11 protein-coding genes are annotated in these 14115 nt (G+C 61.3%); 8 read left to right on the top strand and 3 right to left on the bottom strand.

Features of this window, described 5'->3' with window-relative positions:
• Positions 1 to 30 precede the first annotated feature (30 nt).
• On the top strand, positions 31 to 369 hold the full coding sequence (locus IF199_RS00675; RefSeq protein WP_096823040.1) for a tryptophan synthase subunit beta: 339 nt from the start codon (positions 31 to 33) through the stop codon (positions 367 to 369).
• 49 nt (positions 370 to 418) lie between these two features.
• Here the strand turns inward: IF199_RS00675 and lapD are convergent, their stop codons facing one another.
• Together lapD and lapG are read right to left on the bottom strand one after the other, a co-directional pair.
• Positions 419 to 2362, bottom strand: a complete 1944-nt coding sequence (gene lapD / locus IF199_RS00670) for a cyclic di-GMP receptor LapD (protein WP_192559435.1) — start codon at positions 2360 to 2362, stop codon at positions 419 to 421.
• A 14-nt stretch (positions 2363 to 2376) separates the two neighbouring features.
• Entirely contained in the window at positions 2377 to 3069 is a 693-nt protein-coding gene (gene lapG / locus IF199_RS00665) for a cysteine protease LapG (RefSeq protein WP_096823042.1), read from the bottom strand.
• A gap of 196 nt (positions 3070 to 3265) precedes the next feature.
• Here lapG and IF199_RS00660 point away from each other — a divergent pair, with 196 nt between their 5' ends.
• The 5 genes from IF199_RS00660 to IF199_RS00640 all read left to right on the top strand — a co-directional run bounded on the left by IF199_RS00660 (position 3266) and on the right by IF199_RS00640 (position 10324).
• A complete protein-coding gene (locus IF199_RS00660; RefSeq protein ID WP_096823043.1) occupies positions 3266 to 3976 on the top strand; it encodes a GntR family transcriptional regulator in 711 nt (236 codons plus the stop codon).
• Positions 3977 to 4730: 754 nt separating this feature from the next.
• Complete coding sequence (locus IF199_RS00655) at positions 4731 to 5504, top strand: DUF3050 domain-containing protein (protein WP_096823044.1); 774 nt, start codon at positions 4731 to 4733, stop codon at positions 5502 to 5504.
• Positions 5501 to 6430, top strand: a complete 930-nt coding sequence (locus IF199_RS00650; RefSeq protein ID WP_192559434.1) for a diiron oxygenase — start codon at positions 5501 to 5503, stop codon at positions 6428 to 6430. The genes IF199_RS00655 and IF199_RS00650 overlap by 4 nt, the downstream gene beginning before the upstream one ends.
• 13 nt (positions 6431 to 6443) lie before the next feature.
• The gene (locus tag IF199_RS00645) at positions 6444 to 9833 is read left to right on the top strand and encodes an amino acid adenylation domain-containing protein (protein WP_192559433.1); all 3390 of its coding nucleotides are present in this window, start codon (positions 6444 to 6446) and stop codon (positions 9831 to 9833) included.
• Positions 9834 to 9856: 23 nt separating this feature from the next.
• Positions 9857 to 10324: an SRPBCC family protein gene (locus tag IF199_RS00640; protein ID WP_192559432.1), complete on the top strand. Its 468-nt coding sequence runs from the start codon at positions 9857 to 9859 to the stop codon at positions 10322 to 10324.
• 59 nt (positions 10325 to 10383) lie between these two features.
• On the opposite strand, the gene IF199_RS00635 is transcribed toward IF199_RS00640, so the two are convergent.
• A complete protein-coding gene (locus IF199_RS00635; protein ID WP_085712595.1) occupies positions 10384 to 12264 on the bottom strand; it encodes a methyl-accepting chemotaxis protein in 1881 nt (626 codons plus the stop codon).
• 311 nt (positions 12265 to 12575) lie between these two features.
• On the opposite strand from IF199_RS00635, the gene IF199_RS00630 reads away from it, so the two are divergent.
• Together IF199_RS00630 and IF199_RS00625 are read left to right on the top strand one after the other, a co-directional pair.
• Entirely contained in the window at positions 12576 to 13076 is a 501-nt protein-coding gene (locus tag IF199_RS00630; RefSeq protein ID WP_192559431.1) for a sigma-70 family RNA polymerase sigma factor, read from the top strand.
• Positions 13076 to 14089 carry a FecR domain-containing protein gene (locus IF199_RS00625; RefSeq protein ID WP_192559430.1) on the top strand — a complete coding sequence of 338 codons (1014 nt, stop codon included), beginning with the start codon at positions 13076 to 13078 and terminating at the stop codon, positions 14087 to 14089. Before IF199_RS00630 ends, IF199_RS00625 begins: the two co-directional genes overlap by 1 nt.
• Positions 14090 to 14115 lie beyond the last annotated feature (26 nt).

The following is a 14115-nucleotide window of genomic DNA, read 5'->3' as shown; positions in this document are numbered from 1 at the left end:
TGACGCGGGTTCATTTCTGAGGGATGCTCAATGTTTTACGTGCAACGCGATGCGCAGGGTCAGTTGGTTCGCGTGGAAGCTGCCGCCTGGGCCGAGGCCACGGAAACGCTGCCGGCCGACCACCATGAAATCCAGGCCTGGTTTGCCAACGCCGCGGTGGAAAACAGCCTCAAGCAGCTCAAGCAGAGCGACCTGGAAATGATCCGGGTACTCGACGACCTGATTCAGGTGCTGACCAGCAAAGGCGTGATCCGCGTCACCGACCTGCCGCCGGCGGCCCAGGCCAAGTTGATGGACCGTACCCAGGCCCGGGAAGCACTGGGCGGGTTGAGTCAGTTGATCGATGATGAAGAGACCGGGTTGATCTGATCTTTTTGTACTGTCCGTGCCCACGCTATGCGTGGGAACGGACAGTTCATCACCAGGGTTTTGGCTCACCGAAGAGCTGTCCCTGAACCCCGTACAAGCCCATCTCGCGAATCACCGACAATTCCCCTTCCGTCTCGACCCGCTCGGCAATCAACGGCAGATCGATGCTGTGCGCCGCACGCTGGATCGCCTCGATGAACAGACGTTTGTCACTTTCCTGATCGATCGCCCGAATGTAGCTGCCATCGATCTTCAAGTACGCCAGCCCCAGCCGCGCCAGGTTGCCGATCATGCTGAAGCGCCCGCCGAAGCGTTGCAGGCTCAGGGAGAAACCGAGTTCGCGCAGGCGGCGGGTCAACTGTTCCAGCACCGCTTGTTCCGGCAATTGCTCCTCGCCGATTTCCAGGGTCAGACGCGGCCCCAGATTGGAGTGCGAGCGCAGAATCTCGAAGACTTTGTTCAGCGCCTGTGGATCAGCCAGGGTCGCCGACGACAGGTTCAGCGCCAGGGATTCTTCATGGCCGGCCATTTGCTCCAGCACCCGCTCGAGCATCAGTCGGTCCAGCCGTGCGGTCCAGCCAAAGCGCTCCAGCCACGGCAGGAAGCGTCCGGCGGGAATGGTCTGGCCCTGCTCGTCGAGCAAGCGTGACAGCACCTTGTAATGCAGCACCAGTTGCGTGTCCTGCGCAGCCACCACCGGTTGGAAGAACAGCTCGAAACGCCGCTGGCTCAGGGCCTGATCGAGCAGGCGATGCCAGGCGTGGTGATCGTCACCGACGTCCGCCACCAGGCTCTGATCGAGACACGCCCAGTTCTGCTCGCCCTGACCTTCGGCCTGGGCCAGTGCCTGATCGCCGAGGCTGAGCACCGCTTGCGGCGAATCGCCGTGGGCGAACGGTGCGAGGCCGATGGAGGCCACGGCCGCCACGTCGGTGGCGCCTGTCGCATGCAGGCTGCTCAGCGCACTGTCGAGGCTTTGCGCCAGTTGCAGCGCTTCTTCCCGCGTCAGGCCCGGCGCCAGCACGGCGAATTCACCGCCGCGAATACGTGTGACGAGATTCTGGGTTTCCGGGTATTTGGCGCACTCGCGGGAAAGCTGCTCGCCGACTGCCTTGAGCAATTCATCGGTGCGTTGACCGCCGAGGCGCTGGTTCAGCCCGGCCAGATCCTTGACCCGCAACAGCAGCAGATAACCGGAGCTGGCCTGCTCCGGGTTGCTCACCCGGGCGTTCAGTTGCATCTCGAAATAGCGTCGGTTGGCGAGCCCGGTGAGGTTGTCCTGATAGGACTCGGTACGCAGTTTTTCACTGCGTTCGGCCTGCTCCTGGAACAGCGCCTTGAGCTTCTCGACCATCTGGTTCATGGCCAGCACTACGCGACGCAGTTCAGGCGTGCGCGGCAGGTCCGGCAGGCTGAGGAACTCGCGACGGGCGATGGCGTGGGATTGCTTGACCATGTAATCCAGCGGCCTCAGTTGTCGACGCAGCAACAGCGCACCGAGCACCGCACTCACCGCGCCGCAGACCAGCAGCCAGCCAAGGCTGCCCAGGGCGCTCTGCCAGAGTTTGGCCAGGGCGAACATCGGGTGGCTGACCACCTCGACCCGCGCCGCCTGCTCCCAGCCACGGCTGACCAGCGCATCGCCACCGGCCGGCTCCAGACCGATCAGTTTGACGAACCAGTCCGGCACGTTGGTGACCGCCGGAATGCCGTTGCGCTCGACGATGGTCTGATCGGTCTTCAGATCGACCACGCGGATGCTCGAGTAGTAACCGCTGTCGAAGATCGAACTGACCAGCAGCTCGACCATCGCCGGGTCGTCGATATTCGGCGTCAGCGACAGCGCCAGCGCCGTGGCGGCGTCCTGGGCGTGGGAGCGCAACTGATTGACGTACTGGGTGCGCGAGCTTTCCAGACTGACCATGAAGCTGCCGGTGAAGGCGACCACCAGGAACAGACAGATAGCGATCAACAGCTGTTTGAACAAGGACATCTGAGCGCGTGCTCCTAGTTAGTCGTCTCGACCGGGAATCCTTCGGCCTGCATTTTCTTCAACACATCCTGCCAGCGTGACAGACGTTTGGTGTCGCCGACCTTCTTGTTGCCCTTCGCTCCCGGCAGGTACAGACCTTCGGCATTGAAAGAGTAGACCGGCAGCAAATCGGTTCGCTCGGACGCCGGCTTGATCGGGTCGATCAGGCTGTCGAGCACCAGTGGCATGGCGTCAGGGCTGGAATAGTAAGTCAGGACCATGTGCGCGCGGTTCTGGCGCAAGGCCTTGACGTAGGTGATGCGTAACTTGTCACTGGCCACCCCCAGATGGCGCAGGCTGAAATACTTGGCGATCGCATAGTCTTCGCAATCGCCGGCACCTTTCCACAAGGCTTCGATGGGGGTTTCCCAATAATCGACTTCACCCCACAGGTCGATATCTTCGACGTAGCGCATCTGTTTGTTGAAAAACAGGTTCACTACTTTGAGCTTTTCCATTTCGCTGACCTGCTTCTGCGTGGCCAGCAGATTCTGCCAGGCATCAATCCGTTGCTGTCCGGCGCCCAGAGGGCCGTACAACGCCGTAGCCTTGCGACTGATCGCAGAAAAATCCCAATCGGCATGCAGACCGCCCAGCATGGCGCCGGCCAGCAGCAGCGCGCAGGCAAGCCAGCGCACAATCCGAGGGATCGCGAAACGTACCGCCAATGCAAGGCATCCAGGGCAGGGAAGAAAGGCGTTTGATGGTGAAGGTTAGTCCAGCAAAAAACAATGGCACCCTGAGATCATCGCTGGCGCGCTAAACTTCAGATATGACAGGGTTCTTCTACACGGTTTGACAACCTGTAGAGCAATCACTAGTGTCCTTTGGATCCAAATTCAGCCGTCAACAGGGTGTGCAGTTGTGACCCAGAAGCCCAAGCCACTCCACAGCATCAAAGTCGAAGGCCCGATTCCCGCGCACCTGGCGCGTTCGGTCATCGAAGAAACCCTGCGCTCGGCGATCCTCGATGGTCGCCTGCCGTGCGGCACCGCCGTGCGCCAGCAAGACCTGGCGGATCTGTTCGGCGTCAGCCGCATGCCGGTGCGCGAAGCCTTGCGTCAGCTGGAAGCCCAGGGCCTGCTGAGCGTGGTTGCGCACAAAGGGGCCGTCGTGGCGCCGCTGATTCAGGGTGACGCGACCGAAACCTATGAGCTGCGCATCCTGCTGGAATCCGAAGCGCTGCGCCAGTCGATCCCGCTGCTGACCCCTGCCGATCACGATCGCGCCGCCGGCTACATCGAAGAGCTGGAAACCGAGCACGACTACACCGAGATCGGCCGGCTCAACCGTCTGTTCCACATGGCGCTTTACTGCAAATCCCCGAACGGCCGACTGCTGCGGCTGGTCGAGGATGGCTTGAATGAAGAGGAACGCTTCCTGCGTTTCAACCTCGAGGCCATGGGCCTGGGCAAACTGTCCCAGGACGATCACCGGGCGTTGCTGCAGGCCGTTAAAGAACGCGACACCCAACAGGCGGTGATGCTTCTGGAGCAGCACCTCAATCGGGGTGTCGAGGTGATCACTCGCTATCTGGCCAGCTCCGCCTCCAAAAGCCGCCAGGCGGCACTCTGAAAGTCCCCTCCCGGGTGAGCCCCCGCTCCCCCGGCGAATAACCCGCTTACAAATCCCCACGCCGGTCACGCTCAATTGCCGTGGCACTTCGGCGCCTGCGCTCTAACCTCCCCCCTGCTTCGAACAGCCCGGAATTTGCACCGCAAGGAAGTCATTTTCGACGATAGCCGCGGCGCCGATTTACGCGCACCCTTGAATCGCCAACCCACTATAGAACGGGGACGCGCCGCCCCGGCAGCAGTCTCCGCACCAGGAACCTACGGAAGGAGCCTTGTCACGGGAAAAGGAAGATTCGCCGCCGTATCAGGCCAACTTCATCCCCTCAGATCATTTCAATTACTTCATTAGAAAGTTGCTTCGAGTGAGGCATTCACTCTTGTTATTCAATTTTGGCCTTTAAACGCCGAAAGGAGCAACTACGCCCAAATAAAACTCAACTTAAAAGTTTTATCAGCCTCGCTCATACTTGAAAAACGGCCAACTTAAATTAATTGAAAATATACTTGTTAAGTTGTTTTGCGATGTATTAGTTTTTCTACGCCGGGTTTTGTAGCGAACCGACAAACCGGCGAGACCCAGCAATACTGCCCAGTTCACAGCCGCCTTCAGCGGTATGCCGTTGTACCTGGGCTTTCAATGAAACTTTAACTTTCATCGAAACGAATGAGGCTATCGCTCGCCTGAAAACTATATCCAACGTTGTTAGCCATTGATTGAGAAGTCCCTATATCCCTATAAGCCAGAGGCTCGCATCATGCCAACTAAAGAACAACTCGCCCAAAAGAAAGCCGAACTCAGCGTTCACCCGATCTTCTCCGAAATCGATTCGCTGTCGGTGTTGCGACGCTTCATGGAGTCCCACGTATTTGCCGTGTGGGACTTCATGTCGCTGACCAAACGCCTGCAACAGGAACTGACGTGCACCCGCCTGCCGTGGCTGCCGCCGCGCGATCCGCACGCCGCGCGACTGATCAATGAAATCGTGCTCGGCGAAGAGTCGGACGATCGGCTGTCACACGGGCATTACAGTCACTTCGAGTTGTACCTGGATGCGATGCGCGAAGTCGGTGCGAGCACCTCGGCGGTGGAGCGTTTCGTCGCGCTGCAACAGGAAGGCGTGAGCTATGACGTTGCGTTGCAAAGTGTCGACGTCGACCCGGCCGCCGCGCAGTTCGTCCGCGACACCTTGCACACCGCGCTGCATGCGCCAGGGCACAGCGTCGCCGCCGCCTTCCTGCATGGCCGCGAGAGCGTGATCCCGACCATGTTCCAGCGCATGCTCGATGCCTGGGGCATCGGTGTCGAACAGGCGCCGACCTTCCGTTACTACCTGGAACGACACATCGAAGTCGACTCCGAAGACCACGGCCCGGCAGCGGAGCAACTGTTGGAGCGACTGGTCGATGGCGATCCGCAGCGTGAAGCCGAGGTCTACGCCAGCGCCGTCGCCGCCGTGGAAAGCCGCATCGCCCTGTGGGACGGCCTGCGCCTGAGCATGCGCGAGCCGTTGGCGGAGGTGGCTGAATGAACGCCGCCGACTACCAATCCTTCGCCGACGCCTGGGAAAGCCGCGCCACCATCCGCACCCGGCCGCGCCGCGTGCTGGAGGACGACGCGCGGCTGATCTACCCGCTCAGTCGCCAGCCGTTGGTGCTCAGTGAAACCTTCCTGCGCGAATGCCCCGAGCAACGGGACTTTGCGCTGGTGCAGACGCTGTACAAATTCATCAACGACGTGGTGATTTTCGAGACTGAGATCGTCGACAAGACCGCCCGCAGCATCGCCAAGAACCGCTTCGCCGTGGCCTTCCCGTTCGCCTGTCGCTACGACGCCATGACCGTTGTCGTTGACGAGGATTACCACGCGCTGGTGGCGATGGATTTCATGCAGCAGACCGTGGCCATGACCGGCATCGAGCCCATCGAGTTGCCGAATGAAATCGAACTGAGCCGGGCGATTCCGGCCGCCGTCGAATTGGCCCCGGAGCACCTGCGCAGCGCCGTGGAGCTGATCTGCGTCGCCATCGCCGAGAACACCGTGACCGGCGATGTCGCGGCGTTCGCCCGGGACGACACGGTCAAGCCGTCGATCAAGGGGCTGATGGCCGACCACTTGCTCGACGAGGGTCGCCATTCGAGTTTCTGGGCGCGGATGGTGCGCATCTACTGGCACACCGCGAGCGACGCGGATCGCGAATGCATCGCGCAGATCCTGCCGGTGTTCATCGGCCACTACCTGACCAACGACATACAGAAGTCATTCGACCTGCGCCTGGTCGATGCCTTGCCGGTCAACGACGCAACCCGCCGCGCACTGAAAGACGAGATGGCCGGGCTGGCCTTCCCGATCAATCGCCACCACCCGCTGGTGGGCAACATCGTGCGGTTTTTCCACAACAGTTCACTGCTCGATACACCGTGCGTACAGCACGCCCTGCGCGACTACCTGGTTTGACAAGGAGGCTGACATGAGACGTCTCGACATTTTGCTGATGGGCCGCAGCCAGGCCTTGACCGACCTGGCGCAGGAGCTCGAACAACACGGTCATTCATTGCTGACGCAAGCGGCTCCGTCGATGGACCTGGTGATTGATGACGGCAGCCTTGCGCCACAGGATCACGGCGCGACACCGCACCTGACCTTGCGTCTGGGTATCGGTGCAACGGGCGTCGGCGGACTGCCGGTGCTCGATCTCCTTTGCGTCTGCAACTCGACACTGCTGAGCCGCGTGCCGATTGCCGACGAGCCCTCCGGCAACGGCCAGGCCCTGCGCCAGCGAACACTGGCGCTAGTAGTGGATGAAGTGGCGCTGCTGGTCAGCCGTTTCTCCCGCGATGCCGATTACTTCCAGCACGCGGCAACCGCCCGTGCGCCGGACTTCGAGCAGGTGGAAAACCTGCTGTTTCTCGACAGCCTGGCCTATGTGCATCGCTTCAACGCCACGGCCAACCCGCCGTTGCTGCAACAGGCACAGACTCCGGTGATCGAGCGGCTGCAACAGAGTCTGATCGAGCATGCGGAGCGCCCGGCGCTGCACCTCGCCGAGCAGTCGATCAGCTATCGCCAGTTGCATGATCACAGCCGGGCGATCCAGCAACGGTTGCTGGCAATGCTGGAGACACAACCGCAACCGTGGGTGGTGGGGATTTGCCTGCCGAAATGCGATGCGCTGTTCGCTTCGATCCTGGCGGTTCTCGGCAGCGGCGCGGTGTACCTGCCGCTGGAGCCGAGCCATCCGCTTCAGCGCCAGCAGTACATTCTGGAAAACGCCGGGGCGGTGTTGCTGCTGCACGACGGCGAACATCCGCTGAGCGCTTCGATGCCGGGGCTGGATGTCAGCCGCATCGACAGCACTGACGCCGATCTGTCGTTGCCGTTGATGCGTCGTCGGCCTGAGCTCGATGCGCCGTGCATGGCGCTCTACACCTCTGGCACCACCGGGCATCCGAAGGGTGTGCTGCTCAGCCAGGCGAACCTTGCGCACTTCACCGCGTGGTACGCCGATTACGTGCAGTTGCACGCCGAGAGTCGGGTGTTGCAGTTCTCGTCGCTGAGTTTTGACTCTTCATTGATCGACATCTTCCCGACCTTGCTTGAAGGCGCGGAACTTGTGGTGCCCGACGGCAACCAGCGCCGCGATCCGCTGCAACTGGTGGCGCTGATTCGCCGCCGGCAGCTGACCCATGCGTTCCTGCCGCCAGCGCTGTTGAGCATCCTGCCGCTGGAGCAACTGCAAAGCGTCGGGCAAATCATGACCGGCGGCGATGTCTGCGAGCCGTTCGTGATTGAACAGCTGACGCGCCAGGGCAAGCTGCACAACCTCTACGGCCCCACCGAAGCCACGGTGTTGATCACCGCGCGGCAACTGCAACCGGGCGACAGCAATCGCACCCTCGGCGGGCCGATTGCCAACAGCCAGGTGCTGATTCTCGATGACGATCTACAACCGGTGGCCGAGCAAACGGTAGGCGAACTGTTCATCGTCGGCCCGGGTGTATGCCTGGGTTACCTGAACAATCCACAGCAGACGGCGGAGCGCTATCTGAACCTGGAATTGCCGGACGGCCAGCGTCTGCGCGCCTACCGCAGCGGCGACATGGCCAAGTGGGGCGAGGATGGCATCGAGCTGTGCGGACGCCGCGACAATCAGGTGAAGATCCGGGGTTTCCGGGTCGAGCCGGAAGAGATCGAACGGTGCCTGCGCGAGAGTCAGTTGTATCGGCAGATCGCCGTGGTGATCGACAGTCAGCGACGGATTCTGGCGTTCCTCGCCCAGCCGCAATCAGACGCCGCCCGTGATGCGCTGAAGGCACACGCCCAGCAGTTTTTGCCCGACTACATGCAACCGGTAGCGTGGACGGAACTACCGAACATGCCATTTGCCGCCAACGGTAAAGTCGATCGCAAGGCCTTGCTGGAGCTGCCGGTCAGCGTGCAGGACAGCGGCCCCAAATGTCTGCCGGCCAACTCCGACGAAGCGCTGCTGCTGGAGATCTGGGGCGAGTTGCTGGAGCTGCCGACCAGCGACATTTCCACCGACGAAAGCTTCTTCAATCTCGGCGGTCACTCGATTCTGTTGTCGCGCATGCTCCTGCGTCTGCGGGAGGAATTCGGCCGCAGCATCTCCATCAACCGCTTCATCGAACTGCCGACCATCGCCAAGCTCGCCACACTGGTGCGCGGCACCGATGACAGCGCGGTGCTCAGTGCCCAGGCGATGGCCGATGCCGAGCGACCGCTGGAAATCGAACCGTTGCCGATCAGCCGCATGGGCGATGTGCACAAGGTGATCGTCACCGGCGCCAACAGTTTTGTCGGCGTGCACATCGTCGAGGCGTTGTTGGGTTGGGGCGCCAGCGAGGTGGCGTGCCTGGTGCGCGACGGCGGCGGGCAAACGGCGGCGCAGCGCTTTGCCCATTCGTTGCGAGAGAACCGGCTGGAACATCTGGACCTGAGCCGGGTACGGGTCTATTCGGCCGACATCACCCGGCCGCAATTGGGCCTGGCCGATAGCGATTTCGAGCGACTGGATCGGGAGTTCGGCGCGCTGGTACACAACGCCGCCAACGTCAATCACGTCCTCGACTACGAGTCGCTGGCGGCGGACAACGTCGAGCCGATTTTCGAACTGCTTCGGCTGTGCGAAGGGCGCAGCAAGAAGGTCTTCAATTTCGTCTCGACGCTGTCGGCCTCCAGCACTGTCGACGACGCAGGCAGGGTGCTGGAATTGCCCGCCGCACCGACGCCGCCGATCTACATCCGCAACGGCTACAACCTGTCGAAATGGGTCGGTGAACGCATCCTCGAACGGGCGCGGGAACGCGGGGTGCGGGTCAATCTGTATCGGCCCGGCAACATCAGTTTCAACAGCCTCAGTGGCGTGTGCCAGCCGCACAAGAACCGTTTGATGCTGATGCTCAAGGGCTCGATCCAGCTCGGGCAGGTGCCGGCCTTCGCGTTGAATTTCGACCTGATGCCGGTGGACTTTCTCGCCCGTTTCATCGCCTTCCACGCCAGCCGTTACTCGCCCGAACGGGCGGTGTTCAACCTGCATAACCCAGAGCCTCTGAGCTGGGATGCCTACGTCGCGTCATTCCGCGAAACCGGCAGCGAGTTTTCGCTGGTCAGCGTCGCCGACTGGCAGCAGCAACTGGGCCGGGTCGATGCCGACAACGCGCTGTTCGGCGTGCTCGGTTTCTACCTCAATGGCTTCGAGGAAGACATCGGCGACATCTCCCTGATCGGCCATGCCAACGCCCAGGCCGGCGTGCAGCAGATGGGCGCGCACTACCCGGAGAAATCCCCGGCGCTGCTGCGTCGTGGCTGCGATTACCTGAAAGAAATCAACTTCATCTGAATCACCCACCAAGGAGCAACACCATGAGCAATCTTCAACCCGACACCCTGATCAAAAACCCTCACGGCTGCCACGTCGTGTCTTCGGTGGAAGTGCCGGTGGACGCCAAGCAAGTGTGGGCGGTGGTCGGCAAATTCGACGGCTTCGACCGTTTCATTCCGGCGCTGTCGCACATCGAGATGACCGGTGAAGGCGTGTCTTCGCTGCGCAAGAAGTTCTTCAAGGACGGCAACGTGGTGGTCGAGCAACTCAACTCCCGGGATGACCAGGCGCTGAGCATGACCTGGACCACGATCTACAACACCCTGGGCGTGGCCAATCTGTGGGCGGCGATGAATGTGGAGTCGCTGAGCGCGGGCAAGTCGCGGGCGACCTGGACGATCATTGCCGAGCCGGCCAACGGTGGGCCCGAGGCGCTGCCGGGGTTCAAGGATTTCGTCCAGGGGTTTGCCGATGATGCGATGGGCAATGTGCTGAAGCTGTTTGTATAAGGCATGAAAAAGCCCGCTGCGGATCACTCCGCAGCGGGCTTTTTTTTGACCGCAAGCGATCAGATCTTGAAGCTGTCGACCAGTTGTTTCAAACGGTTGGCCTGCTGCGACAACGCATCGCAATCCTTCAACGTTTCATTGAGGTTGGCCACGCTCTGCTGGTTCAGCAGGTTGATCTGGTTGACGTCGACGTTGAGGGTTTCCACCACCGCAGTCTGCTCTTCGGTAGCCGCTGCCACCGACTGGTTCATGCCGTCGATTTCGCCGATGCGCTGGGTCACGCTGACCAGACGCAGACCGGCCTGGTTCGCCACTTCAACGCTCTCTTCGCTGGACGCCTGACTGGCGTTCATGGTGGTCACCGCTTCACGGGAGCCGACCTGCAGCGAGGTGATCATCTTGTGGATCTCTTCCGCCGATTCCTGGGTGCGGTGAGCGAGGTTGCGCACCTCGTCCGCCACCACCGCGAAACCGCGTCCGGCTTCACCGGCACGGGCCGCTTCGATGGCTGCGTTGAGCGCCAGCAGGTTGGTCTGCTGGGAGATGCCTTTGATCACATCGAGAATGTGGCCGATGTTGTCGGTGCTCGCATTCAGGGTTTCGATCTGGGTGCACGACAGGCTGATCTTCTGCGACAGCTCGGTCATCGCCTGAATCGTCTGCTCGACCACCTGACGACCATCATCGGCCTGCTCGCTCGCGCCGCTGGCGTGTTGCGAAGCATCGGCAGCGTTGCGGGCGATTTCCTGGGTGGCGGCGCCCAACTGATTGATCGCGGCAGCCACGCTGTTGGTGCGCGCGCTTTGCTCGTCGGAACCGATGATCGAGGCGTTGGACGATGCCATCACGCGTTGCGACAGGTCGTGTACGTGACGAGTCGCGGAAGACACTTCGGAAATGGACGCGTGAATCCGCTCCACGAACTGGTTGAACGAACTGCCCAGCTCGCCGAACTCGTCTTTGCTTTCCACTACCAGACGACGGGTCAGATCGCCTTCGCCCTGGGCGATGTCCTGCATCGCACGGCCCATGGTGATCAGCGGACGCATCAGCACGGTGATCAACAGGCTCAGGAAGACCGCAATCGCACCCACTGCGACGAACATCGCGATCAGTGCCGAAGTACGGAACTGGCTGAGTGCGGCGTAGGCCTTGTCGCGGTCGATCGACAGACCGATGTACCACTCGGCATTCGGCAGACCGGTGACCGGGGTGAACGACAGGATGCGCTCCTGACCGTTGAGCACCACGTTCTGGTTGCCCTTCTGGATACGCACATCGGCGTTCGGGTAGATGTCCTTGAGGTTCTTCATCACCTGGTCTTTGTCCGGGCTGACGATCACCTGACCGTCACCGCTGACCAGGAACGCGTGGCCCAGGCCACCGAAGTCCACCGAGTTGATGATCTTCACCAGGGTTTCCAGGCTCAGGTCACCGCCCACCACACCGAGCAGCTCGCCGTTCTTTTTCACCGGCATGGCGATGGTCACCACCAGACCGCCGACGGCGGCCATGTATGGCGGGGTCAGCATGGTCTGGTCAGCGGCCACGGCCTGCTTGTACCAAGGGCGCTGACGCGGGTCGTAGCCGTCCGGCATCTTCGCGTCAGGGCGTTGGGTGAACACACCGTTGGCCTGGCCGACGTAGGTGAACTGGAAGTTCGAGGTGAAGGCCGGTTGATCGACCAGCCCAGGGAAGTCGGCATTCTTGCCTTGATGGGCGACGTTCTGCGCGAGGTTTTCCAGCACCAGAATCCGCCCGCTCATCCAGTTCTGCACACTGCTGGCGGTCAGGTCGCCGGCCTGCTGGACGGAGGACTGGAGGTTCTGGCGAATGGTGTTTCGCTGCAGATAGTCGTTGTACAGAGTGAACAGCGCGAACGCCAGGACCACGACGCCCGAGGCGGCCAACAGGATTTTATGGCTGAACTTGAGATTCATTTCATGGGACTTCTTATGCCAAAAGTGGGGATGCGTTCCGGATGCAACATTCCATGTACAGCGCAGGCAGCGTTCTGATGGCCGCTCTACTTTGGTGCACGCATGTCTCACCAGTCTGTCGGCACGCTTCGGAGAAAACTTAGCGCTTTGTAGGAAATGGACGGCATTTCTGCCAGATTCCCGCCGAACGGCGTGCCAGAGCGTTCGCCTGTCATTTTTTGATGACTGTTTTGCAGCGCCGGTTGCAAATTCTGTAACCCTTGATGACAATGCGACTAATTATCATTTGTGGCGTTCGGGCTGTCGCGTTCATGTCCTCACCTGAGTTTGCAGTACAGGCGCTTTACAGTCGTCATCACGGCTGGCTCAACGGCTGGTTGCGCGCGCGGCTGGGCAATGCGGCCGATGCGGCGGATCTGGCCCAGGACACGTTCGTTCGCCTGCTGCAACGCACCGAACGTCTCGAACTCAAGGCGCCCCGCGCGTTTCTGCGCACCATCGCTCGTGGGTTGGTGATCGACCATTGGCGGCGCGAAGAAATCGAACGCGCGTATCTGGAAACCATCGCCCACCTGCCGGAAGCCGAAACACCCAGCGCCGAATCCCGCGCACTGGTGATCGAGCTGCTGGAAAGCATTGCCCGCATGCTTGAAGGACTGAAGCCAAAAGTACGTCAGGCGTTTCTCCTGGCGCAGTGCGAAGGATTGACCCACAAGCAGATCGCCGAGCAGATGGGCCTGTCCTTGCGCTCGGTGGAGCGCTACGTCGCCGATGCGCTGTATCACTGCTACGTGCTGCGGTACGAAAGCTGATGCCGGTGGATAACGTGTCACTCGCTCGCCGCGCCGAGCCACCGCAACAAGTGGTCAAACAGGCGATCCACTGGCTGCTGCGCCTGCGCAATAACCACGGCAATCCGCGCCTGAACCACCAATGTGAACAATGGCGCGCCGAGCACCACGATCACGAACTGGCCTGGCAGCGGGTGCAGTCGTTGCAAAGTGAGCTGACCCAAAATCTGCGCGCCGTTCCGGGTGCGCAAGTGGCATTCAACACACTGGAAAACAGTGCGCAGAGCCTGGGTCGCCGTCAGGCATTGAAGCTGCTGTCCGGTGCGTTGTTGATGGGCTCCGCCGCGTGGCTGGCCAAAGACATGTCAGCCTGGCAGCAGTGGAGCGCCGATTACGCTACCGCCACCGGCGAGCGCCGCGGATTCCAGTTGCCCGACGGTACGCGGATCGAACTGAACACGGCCAGCGCCGTGGACCTCGATTACACCGCGCAACAGCGGCTGATCAAACTGACCCGGGGCGAGATCATCGTGACCTGCGGCGGCGCCGACGAAGGTTCGGGGATTGATCGACCGCTGCGAGTGCAAAATCGTCATGGCAGTTATGAGCCGTTCAACGCGCGCTTCATCCTGCGTCAGGAAGGTGATTGCACGCGCCTGAGCGTCACCAGTGGCCGAGTCGCGATTCATTCGCCGCGGACGAGCGATGGCGCTTCCACCGAGGTGCTTGCCGGTCAGAGTTACTTGATCGATCACCATCAAGCGCGTCCCGCTCCGCCGCTGGACATGGATGCCGGCGCCTGGATCGACGGGCTTATCGTGACGCGCAATATGCGCCTGGGTGACTTCCTCAATGAGGTTGGCCGCTACCGTCAGGGCTTCCTGAATTGCGCCCCGCAGGTGGCGGATCTGCGCTTGTCCGGCGTGTTCCGGCTCGATGACACCGACAAGTTGCTGGCAATTTTGCCGCAGACGCTGCCGGTGCAATTGCGCTATCGCACCCGCTGGTGGGTCACGCTGGAACGAGCAGTCTGAAATTTTTTGGCGGGTTTTCGCGGCAA

The sequence above is a fragment of the Pseudomonas allokribbensis genome (genome assembly GCF_014863605.1).
Lineage (GTDB): Bacteria > Pseudomonadota > Gammaproteobacteria > Pseudomonadales > Pseudomonadaceae > Aquipseudomonas > Aquipseudomonas allokribbensis.
The sequence above is the reverse complement of the archived record's forward strand: the minus strand, read 5'-3'. Positions and strand labels throughout refer to the sequence as shown.

Coding starts and splice junctions, on each gene's coding strand:
- IF199_RS00675 (WP_096823040.1), top strand. CDS start 31: ATGTTTTACGTGCAACGCGATGCGCAGGGTCAGTTGGTTCGCGTGGAA.
- lapD (WP_192559435.1), bottom strand. CDS start 2,362: ATGTCCTTGTTCAAACAGCTGTTGATCGCTATCTGTCTGTTCCTGGTG.
- IF199_RS00655 (WP_096823044.1), top strand. CDS start 4,731: ATGCCAACTAAAGAACAACTCGCCCAAAAGAAAGCCGAACTCAGCGTT.
- IF199_RS00650 (WP_192559434.1), top strand. CDS start 5,501: ATGAACGCCGCCGACTACCAATCCTTCGCCGACGCCTGGGAAAGCCGC.
- IF199_RS00645 (WP_192559433.1), top strand. CDS start 6,444: ATGAGACGTCTCGACATTTTGCTGATGGGCCGCAGCCAGGCCTTGACC.
- IF199_RS00640 (WP_192559432.1), top strand. CDS start 9,857: ATGAGCAATCTTCAACCCGACACCCTGATCAAAAACCCTCACGGCTGC.
- IF199_RS00635 (WP_085712595.1), bottom strand. CDS start 12,264: ATGAATCTCAAGTTCAGCCATAAAATCCTGTTGGCCGCCTCGGGCGTC.
- IF199_RS00630 (WP_192559431.1), top strand. CDS start 12,576: ATGTCCTCACCTGAGTTTGCAGTACAGGCGCTTTACAGTCGTCATCAC.
- IF199_RS00625 (WP_192559430.1), top strand. CDS start 13,076: ATGCCGGTGGATAACGTGTCACTCGCTCGCCGCGCCGAGCCACCGCAA.